The organism is Sphaerotilus sp., assembly GCF_041083715.1.
Lineage (GTDB): Bacteria > Pseudomonadota > Gammaproteobacteria > Burkholderiales > Burkholderiaceae_C > Sphaerotilus.
The window spans coordinates 1-8386 of the sequence record NZ_JBFPGY010000238.1 but is presented as its reverse complement, the minus strand read 5'-3'; the positions used below and the strand labels follow the sequence as shown (position 1 = coordinate 8386).

At 68.5% G+C, this 8386-nt stretch carries 7 protein-coding genes; 2 read left to right on the top strand and 5 right to left on the bottom strand.

What is annotated here, in order from left to right; genetic code table 11:
- The first annotated feature begins 225 nt into the window (after window positions 1–225).
- A complete protein-coding gene (locus AB3X43_RS10485; RefSeq protein WP_369429790.1) occupies window positions 226–1164 on the top strand; it encodes a glycosyltransferase family protein in 939 nt (312 codons plus the stop codon).
- Here AB3X43_RS10485 and AB3X43_RS10480 read toward each other — a convergent pair.
- From AB3X43_RS10480 to AB3X43_RS10470, 3 genes are read right to left on the bottom strand one after another with little or no spacing between them, the layout of a single operon-like run.
- Complete coding sequence (locus AB3X43_RS10480) at window positions 1102–3195, bottom strand: transglutaminase TgpA family protein (protein WP_369429789.1); 2094 nt, start codon at window positions 3193–3195, stop codon at window positions 1102–1104. The genes AB3X43_RS10485 and AB3X43_RS10480 overlap by 63 nt on opposite strands.
- Complete coding sequence (locus AB3X43_RS10475) at window positions 3192–4208, bottom strand: DUF58 domain-containing protein (protein ID WP_369429788.1); 1017 nt, start codon at window positions 4206–4208, stop codon at window positions 3192–3194. Before AB3X43_RS10475 ends, AB3X43_RS10480 begins: the two co-directional genes overlap by 4 nt.
- A gap of 2 nt (window positions 4209–4210) precedes the next feature.
- Entirely contained in the window at window positions 4211–5116 is a 906-nt protein-coding gene (locus AB3X43_RS10470) for an AAA family ATPase (RefSeq protein WP_369429787.1), read from the bottom strand.
- A gap of 141 nt (window positions 5117–5257) precedes the next feature.
- Between AB3X43_RS10470 and AB3X43_RS10465 the strand changes: the two genes are divergently transcribed.
- The gene (locus AB3X43_RS10465; RefSeq protein WP_369429786.1) at window positions 5258–6196 is read left to right on the top strand and encodes a histone deacetylase family protein; all 939 of its coding nucleotides are present in this window, start codon (window positions 5258–5260) and stop codon (window positions 6194–6196) included.
- A gap of 33 nt (window positions 6197–6229) precedes the next feature.
- On the opposite strand, the gene AB3X43_RS10460 is transcribed toward AB3X43_RS10465, so the two are convergent.
- Both AB3X43_RS10460 and AB3X43_RS10455 read right to left on the bottom strand, forming a co-directional pair.
- Complete coding sequence (locus AB3X43_RS10460; protein WP_369429785.1) at window positions 6230–6880, bottom strand: energy transducer TonB; 651 nt, start codon at window positions 6878–6880, stop codon at window positions 6230–6232.
- A gap of 1 nt (window position 6881) precedes the next feature.
- A partial coding sequence (locus AB3X43_RS10455) for a pilus assembly protein (RefSeq protein WP_369429784.1) occupies window positions 6882–8386 on the bottom strand: 1505 nt, incomplete at its 5' end.

The following is an 8386-nucleotide window of genomic DNA, read 5'->3' as shown; positions in this document are numbered from 1 at the left end:
CCATTCAGAGGCCCGGAAATAAGGGGTAAATAGGGGAGATTTTCTATTCAAATTCTGAATGTGTGACGCATTTTTGTTTTGATTCTCCGTTCCCATGAATAATGAACAGCACATTTTCTGTGCTGGCGGTGTCCGTCTGGGCATCCAAAATAACTGATCTGGATTGTTTGAGTGAACAAGTGCGCAGTGGCTCCGATCTGCCTTTTCGTGCATGCACGAGAGGCTTTGACGCGGCAGACCGTGGCCTCGCTGCTGACCAATCGGTTGGCGGCGGACAGCGTACTGCACGTGTTCTGCGACGGCCCTCGTCCGGGCCAGGAAAGCCGGGTGCAGGCGGTGCGCGAGTATGTGCGCTCGATCACCGGATTCGCCCGGGTCGTGTTGCACGAGCAGGAGGTCAATCTGGGGCTGTCGCGGGCCATCATGGACGGCGTGTCCGAGATATTGAAGACGCACGAGCGCGTGATCGTGCTGGAAGACGACCTGAAACTCTCGGCCGGTTTTCTGGACTTCATGAACCAGGCGCTGCAGGCCTACGCAGCGAATCCGCGGGTGATGAGCGTGTCGGGGTATTCGTTCCCGATCCGGCATGCCCGAGAACAGGTGCAGGACGCCGTGTTCGGTCTTCGTGCGTCATCCTGGGGTTGGGGCATCTGGCGGGACCGCTGGCAGGCGATCGACTGGGAGGTTTCCGACTATGTCCGCTTCCGCAGCAATCCGGTTCGCCGGTTCCAGTTCAACCGCGGTGGCAGTGACCTCTCCCGGATGCTGGACCGCCAGATGGCCGGCAGGATCAATTCCTGGGCGATCCGCTTCTGCTACCACCAGTTCAGCCATGGGCTGGTCGATGTCTTCCCGGTCCGCTCGCTGGTCGAGAACATCGGTTTCGGTGACGGGGCGGAGCACTGCAGACAGGATGTGCGTGGCTGGACGTCCGAGATGGTGGAGGTGCCGCCGACTAGGTTCTGCTTGCCGCAGGACGTTCGGACCGATCCCGATGTGCTGCGGCAGTTCCGCAGCTTCAACAGCCTGACCGCCCGGGCCATCCGGGTGGCAAAACGCCAGTGGCTGTCCTTGGTGGTGTGGTTCGGACGGCCAGCGTCAGCGCCTGTGGCGCCGAAATCCAAGCGCTCGAACCTGCTGGGTCCCCTGTCGCCGTGGTAAGCGGCCCGCTGCCCGCCATGCGCAACGCCACAGCGTGCGCTGCGGCGTGTGCTGTGTGGCATCGGCGTAGCGCCACTGGCTGAGCAGGTCCAGCGGACGCTGCAGGTCGGTCAGGTCGGCCAGCGTCATGGTCTTCAGATGCGTCAACAGGCCCGTCGGGGCCAGGTGGGCCGGAACTTCGTAGCCTCGGCGGCGCAGGATCTGCCGCAGGCGTTCATGGCCCTGCAACCACGGATCCCGCCGCTGCAGGCGCGTTCGCAGCGCTGCCCAGGTCACTCCGATGCCGACGACCGCCGCGAATGCACCGGCCAGCCACTGGCCCAGGGCACGGCTGTCGACGCTGTCCCAGCCCAGCGAGCGGAGCAGGTCCTGCTGGCGGTGGGCCGAGTAGCCCAGCACCCACTGGTTCCACTGGTGCTCTGCTGCACCCCAGAGGGCGCGCGCCTGTTCGAGCAGGCGGGGATCGAGGTTGACCAGCGTCTGGCCGACCAGTCCGCGCGGGGCGGCCAGGCGCTCGCCCCGCTGGATGCGCTCGGGCGCGACCGCACCGGTCGGGTCCAGGCGCACCCAGCCCCGGCTGCCTTGCCAGTACTCGACCCAGGCATGGGCATCGCGCTGGCGCACCTCCAGCACGCCGTTGAGCGGATTCACCTGGCCACCCAGATACCCGGTGACGATGCGTGCCGGCACGCCCCAGCGGCGCAGCACCACGACGACCGCGCTGGCGTAGTGTTCGCAGAAGCCGGCGCGGCGGTCCAGCCAGAAGCTGTCCACCGGGTCCGGGCCTGACAGGCCGGGGGCGAGGGTGTAGACGAAGGGTTGCTGGCGGATGTAGTCCAGCAGCCATTGGGCGCGGCGGGCACTGTCGGCGGGGTTCGGGACGACACTGACCCGCTGGGCGTCGGCCCAGGCGATGGTGCGCGGGTGCTGTCCGTCCGGCAGCGCGAGGTAGGGTTGCCAGCGCAGATCGTTCGCCTGCACTGGGCTGGCGGGAGCGGCGGTCGGGTCGTGCACGGGGGTGTCGAGCACGGCGGTGGCCTGCACGCGCAGGCGCTCGGTCAGTGGGCGTTCGGTGATCCACGCGCCTTCGGGTTCGTGCAGCCAGGATCGGTCGAGTCCGGCATCGGGCAGCGTCGGCCCGGTCCGGGCATGTTCCAGCATCGGCAGTGTGCCCAGGCCGAGCGGCTCGACCGTCATCTCGTAGCGCAATGACCGGGCCGTGGTGCTGGCCATGGCCGGCTCCGCGCCTGCCGTGAATCGACGGCGGCGCTGCCAGCCGCTGCCATCCGGTTCGCTCAGCACCGGGCCGCGGAAATACAGCTGGGATGGTGCAGGCACGGGGCCGTCGAACTGCAGCCGCAGCGCGAGCGTGTCGTCCTGCGCCAGCTCGGCCACGTCGCCCAGCGCCAGATGGTCGGACAGGCCGGTTCGGGCCGCACCGGGCCCAGGCATCGACCACAGTGGCGCGATCCGTGGGAACAGCAGGAACAGCGCGACCACCAGCGGGAGACCCGTCAGCAGCAGCCGGGCCGACAGTGCCAGGGCCTGCCGCAGCGGCGGCGGCACCTGCAGACGGTCGGGCAGGTGCGCGAGCACCAGCGCGGCCAGCAGCAGCCACACCGACAAGCCCATCGCGAAGGCCGTGACCAGCGACTGCGAGTGCAGGAAGTTGGCCAGCACCAGGAAGAAGCCGAGGTAGAAGACCACTGTCGCATCCCGGCGTGCGCGCAGCTCCAGCGTCTTCAGTGCCGACAGGACGACCAGCAGCGTCACGCCCGCCGACGGGCCGATCAGCGACTGGTGGCTGACCAGTGTGCCGATCGATGCACCGACCAGCGCGAGCAGCAGCAGGTGCCGCGACGGCAGGGCATGGCCGCTCCACGCCAGCCACGCCCGCCAGGCCAGCGCGGCCGAGGCCAGCACCGCACACCACAGCGGCACCTGCATGCACTGCGGCAGCAGCGTCCAGGCCAGTGCGGCCAGCAGGAACAGCGTGTCGCGGGACTCGCGTGGCAGGGCTGCCCGGCTCACGGTGGACTCCAGAGCGCCAGGGCGTCCAGGCACCGCCGCCGGTGGCTCGGCCCGGCGCCTTCCTCGATCGACAGCGCACCGAGGCGGAGTCGGTAGGGCTGCCCCAGCGCATCGGCCTGCAGCACCCAGGCGCTCAGGCGGCGCAGACGGGCTTCAGGGTCGAGGCCGGTCAGGCGGTCACCGTCCAGATGCAGCCCGCGTGCCTGTCGCGCTGGGGGTGTTTCCCGCACCAGCAGGCCGCCGCCCGCGGCGAGGCTGCGGGCCGAGCGGCGCCACAGCACCTGGGCCGGCCGGTCCTCGCGTCGCCAGGGACGCACACCTTCGTCTTCTCCGGGTTCGGGCTGGAGCGTGCGCAGGTGCAGCGCGGCGTCTGCCGGATCGGCGCTGGCGTTCTGGGGCACGGGTGGTGCGTCGACCTCCGGGGCGGGCCAGGCCAGCGGTTGTTGCGCGATCCGCCACACGGCCCAGACCCGGAAGAGCCCGAGCGGGAATCGGCTGCTCAGTTCCAGGGGGGGCAGCGTCTGGCGCCCGCGGTGGTCGAGCCTGCGGGTCAGCGGTTGCAGCGCGTCCGGATCCGGTGATGCATGGACCGGGATGCCAGTGGATTCATCCCTCCAGCGCAGCACCAGACCATGGCGACCAAAGCGGGCCGGATGGCGCCAGCCGGTGGTGGCCGTCTCCTCCTGCAATGCGATGTCGAGGTCGACCGTCTGCCCGACGAACCCCGCTTCGCCGACCCGTGCGCTCAGGTGCAGGCCGCTCAGCGTCGCGTGGGTCGCGTGCAGGGCCACCAGCGCTGTGCTGGCCAGGGTGAAGGTCAGCAGGTGGCCGAGGTTGAGCTGGTAGTTGATCGAGCCCAGCAGCAGGCAGCCCAGCAGCACGCCGTACACCAGACCGGAGGCGGTCGGCACGATGTAGAGGTTGCGGTGGTCGAGGTGGAGTGTGTCGGTGCGGGGATGGCGGCGGGCCCACCAGGCGCGCCAGCGCAGGCGCCATCCGGACGACAGGGCCATGCTCAGACGAGCCGGATCGATTCGATCATCGCGCGCACCTGTGCTGCCCGGCTGCGCCCTGCGCCGCTGCGGGGTTGCAGCCGGTGGGCGAGCACGGGCACGGCCAGCGCCTGCAGGTCCTCCGGCGTGGCGTGGGCGCGGCGGGTGAGCAGTGCACGTGCCCGTGCCGCACGCAGCCAGGCGATCGCTGCCCGCGGCGACAGTCCTTGCGTGAACCACTGGCCATTGCGTGTGGCGGCGAGCAGCGCCTGCAGATAGTCCAGCAGCGCGGGCGCGGCGTGGATGCGCTGTACGGCGGCCTGTGCCGCGAGCAGTTCCTGCGCCGACATCACCGGCTGCAGATGCCGCACTGCCTCGCGCCGGTCGTGGCCTTCGAGCAGCGCCCGCTCGGCCGATGGGGATGGGTAGCCCAGCGTGAGGCACATCAGGAAGCGGTCGAGCTGGCTCTCGGGCAGGGCATAGGTGCCCAGCTGCTCGGCCGGATTCTGGGTGGCGATGACAAAGAAGGGGCTGGGCAGGGGCCGTGTTGCGCCATCGAGGGTCACCTGGCGCTCTTCCATGGCCTCCAGCAGCGCGCTCTGGGTGCGCGGGCCGGCGCGGTTGATCTCGTCGGCCAGCAGCACCTGCGTGAACACGGGGCCTTGATGAAAGACAAATTCCTCGCTCGCTCGCTCGTAGACACTGATCCCGACCAGATCGCTGGGTGTCAGGTCGGCGGTGAACTGCACTCTGGCGAACTGCAGGCCGACGGAAGCAGCCAGGGCTTGGGCGAGGGTGGTCTTGCCGACACCGGGAACATCCTCGATCAGCAGGTGGCCGCCAGCGAGCAGGCAGGCCACGCCGTCGAGGATCTGTGCCTGCTTGCCGACCACCACCGAACCGATCTGATCGAGCAGGCGTTCCAGCATGTCGGTCAGAGGGGTTGCCGAAGTCGGAGGTGTCAGGCGCATGTGATGTGGGCGGTTCATCATCGGTGATACCTTACCCGAACCGAAACGAAGCTTGAGGGACAACACAGCGGGCGGCCGACGCCTGGTGTGCCAGACAACATGAGCACTGCCTTTTATTCCCATCCCGACTGCCGCGGCCACGACATGGGCCCTGGTCACCCGGAGTGTCCCCAGCGCCTTGATGCGATCGAGGACCACCTGCTCTCCACCGGCCTGGACATCGCGCTGCTGCGGCCCGACGACGTGCCGCTGGCGAAACACTCGGATCTGATGCAGGCGCACAGCGAGGGTTACCTGCTCGAACTCGACGAGTTCATGCAGCAGGCGGTTCTCACCGGGGAGCACCGCGCACTCGACCCCGACACCACGGTCTGCCCCGGTACCCGCCAGGCCATGCTGCGGGCGGCGGGCGCGGCGGTGGCGGCCACGGACGCGGTGATCGATGGCACCTACCGCAACGCCTTCTGCGCCATCCGCCCGCCGGGCCACCACGCCACGCGCTCGGAGGCGATGGGCTTCTGCTTCTACAACAACGTCTGCATCGCGGCACGCCACGCCCTGAATGTGCGCGGCCTGAAGCGCGTGGCGATCATCGACTTCGACGTCCACCACGGCAACGGCACCGAGGACATCGTCGCCGGCGACGAGCGGGTGCTGATGTGCAGCTTCTTCCAGGACCAGCTCTATCCCTACAGCGGCGGCGTGCCGATGGGCGACAACATGGTCAACGTGCCGGTGCCGGCCTACACGCGCGGCATGGACGTGCGCGAATTGATCGACATGTACTGGATCCCGCGGCTGGAGGCATTCAAGCCCGAGATGGTCTTCATCTCCGCCGGCTTCGATGCGCACCGCGAGGACGACCTGGGGCAACTCGGGCTGGTCGAGGCCGACTACACCTGGATCACGCAGCGGCTGGTCGACATCGCGGACCGCTACAGCAAGGGCCGCATCGTGTCGTGTCTGGAGGGAGGTTATGTGCTGAGCGCGCTGGCACGCAGCGTCGCGGCCCACCTGCGGGTGCTGGCCGACGTCTGACCGGCGCCTGTGTGCGGCGTGCGTGGCCGCTGTTCAGCGTGACGCGGTCTGTGTGTGCTCGCCCGCCGGTTCGGTGGCGAATTCGATTTCGATGCGCAGCTGCGAGCGCATGGGGTGCCCGTCGAGATCACCCGGCACGAAGGCACTGCGCAGGAAGGTCTGCCGGGCGGAGTCCTCCAGCACGGGGGGCAGTCCGCTGTCCCCCGCCTCGTCGATGCGCACCCGCTGCACCACGCCCTGGGCGTCGATGAACAGCGTCAGCACGGCGCGGAAGTGCCCGGACGGCGCGAGTTCCGGATAGAACAGGTCGATCGATTGTTGCGGCGCCGGACTGCGGGTGAGCCAGCGGCTCGGCATGTAACCAGCGTCCGGATCGTCCTCGCCCGTCGATGCGACGGGGCCGGCGCTGGTCGGGGGCAGTTGCTCCGGATCCCACGGGGGCTGTGCGGGTGGTGGTGGCGCCTTGCGGTTGGCCATCCGCTGTGTCTGGTCGCGGACCACCGTCGCTGTGCTGACCGGACGGTGTGGGGTCTCGAGCCTGACGGCCACGCCAAGTCGGCCGGAGGACCCGCGTGTCCCGCCCGCCTGCATGGGCACCGCCGCCGGTGCGCACAGCAGCACGCCGAGGTGCAGCAGCACCGACCCGGTCACACAGCCTGCCAGTAGCGTGCGCCGCTGTGCCATGTCAGTTCAGCTCTCGCCAGGCCGCACGTCGCAGTGTGTTGGAGCGGTTGCTGATGCCGACACCGGCTGCTTTCAGCTGCGTGCTCTGGTCGCGCTTGGTGAAGAAGGCGCTGACCCGCCCGGTGCTGTCCATCACGCGGCTGACGCCGACGATGAGTGAATTCGAGACCTCGACATCCCGCACATCGCCCGAGGGCAGCAGGAACTGGTAGAGGAAGGAGCTGCCACCATTGCCGCAGGGGTCGCCGTTCGGCACGGTCGAGGCGAAGGCGATCAGGCCGGAGGCCAGCGGAATGCCATCCAGCGACACCCGCTCGCCGCTGGACTGGTTCAGGTCGACATACCAGCCGTTCTGGGCGTTCCAGTCGACGGATTGCGCCTGGTTGAGGCGGTGGCTGCTGTTGAGTTCCTGGCGCACCAGCTTGGCGTTCGGGTCCCGCAGCGGGCCCAGACCGGTGCCGGTGAGGGTGTCGCGGATGGAGTAGATCGTCTGCAGACCCGTCGAGGTCAGATCGGCACTGTTGAGCAGCCGTCCCGTACCGAAGGAGACGATGGTGATGGGCACGTTGTCGTTCACCAGTTCGGTGAGCACCGGCTTGCCGGTGATGGGCTGCGGCACGAGGTTCGGCCCCAGTGCCTGTCCCAGCAGCGTGGCTTCGGCACCGGATGGTGCCACCCGGTCGTCGTGGTCGAAGCGCCAGAGGTTGCCGAGCATGTCCCCCGCATAGAAGCGCAGCGCGGTGTTGTCCGTGTCGCTCGGCACCCAGGCGTTGAGGCGGCCGAGGTTGCTGGGGGTGGTGGTGTCGCCGGCCGCGGTGAGGATCTCTCCCGCACTGGTGCGCTTCTTGCCGGTCAGGGCATCCAGCAGATAGAGCCGGCCGCGGCCGTCACCGACGTTGTTGATGCCGGAAGTGAAGGCGACCAGCCAGGTGCCGGTGACGTCCTTGGTGATCACCGGATTGCCGAAGGTCAGGCCCAGGTTGTTGTCCGAGAATTCCCAGAGCAGCGCGGGCGAAGCCGGGTCGGTGATGTCGAGCGCGTAGTAGTAACGACCGCCGGCGCCCATGCCGCCCACGAGGATGGTGCGCCACTGGCCGTTGGCGTAGATGTCGCCGATGGTCGGGGTGGCGTCGAGCAGATTGATGTGGGTGCTGTCGTAGCCGATGTCCGCGAGCCGCCGCAGGTGAGGCAGCACGCCGTGTGGCACGAAGGCCCACAGTTCCTCGCCGCCGACGGGATCCTTGTCGTTCTCCCCGACCTGGAAGGCGTGCAGCATGCCGTCGTTGGCCGGGGCATAGACCATCTTGGTGCGGTTGGCATGGTCGGTGATGAACTGGCTGTAGCCGGCGTCGGCATACTTGAAGGGGGGCTTGGCGACATAGACCGGTGCGGCGTTGACGAAATCGCCCAGGCGGGAATAACGGTTGCGGAACACCTGGTTGTCCGGGGCGGGAACGCCCATCTGGAGCTGCGTGTCGCCTCGCAGGAAGCTGACCAGGTTGTCGC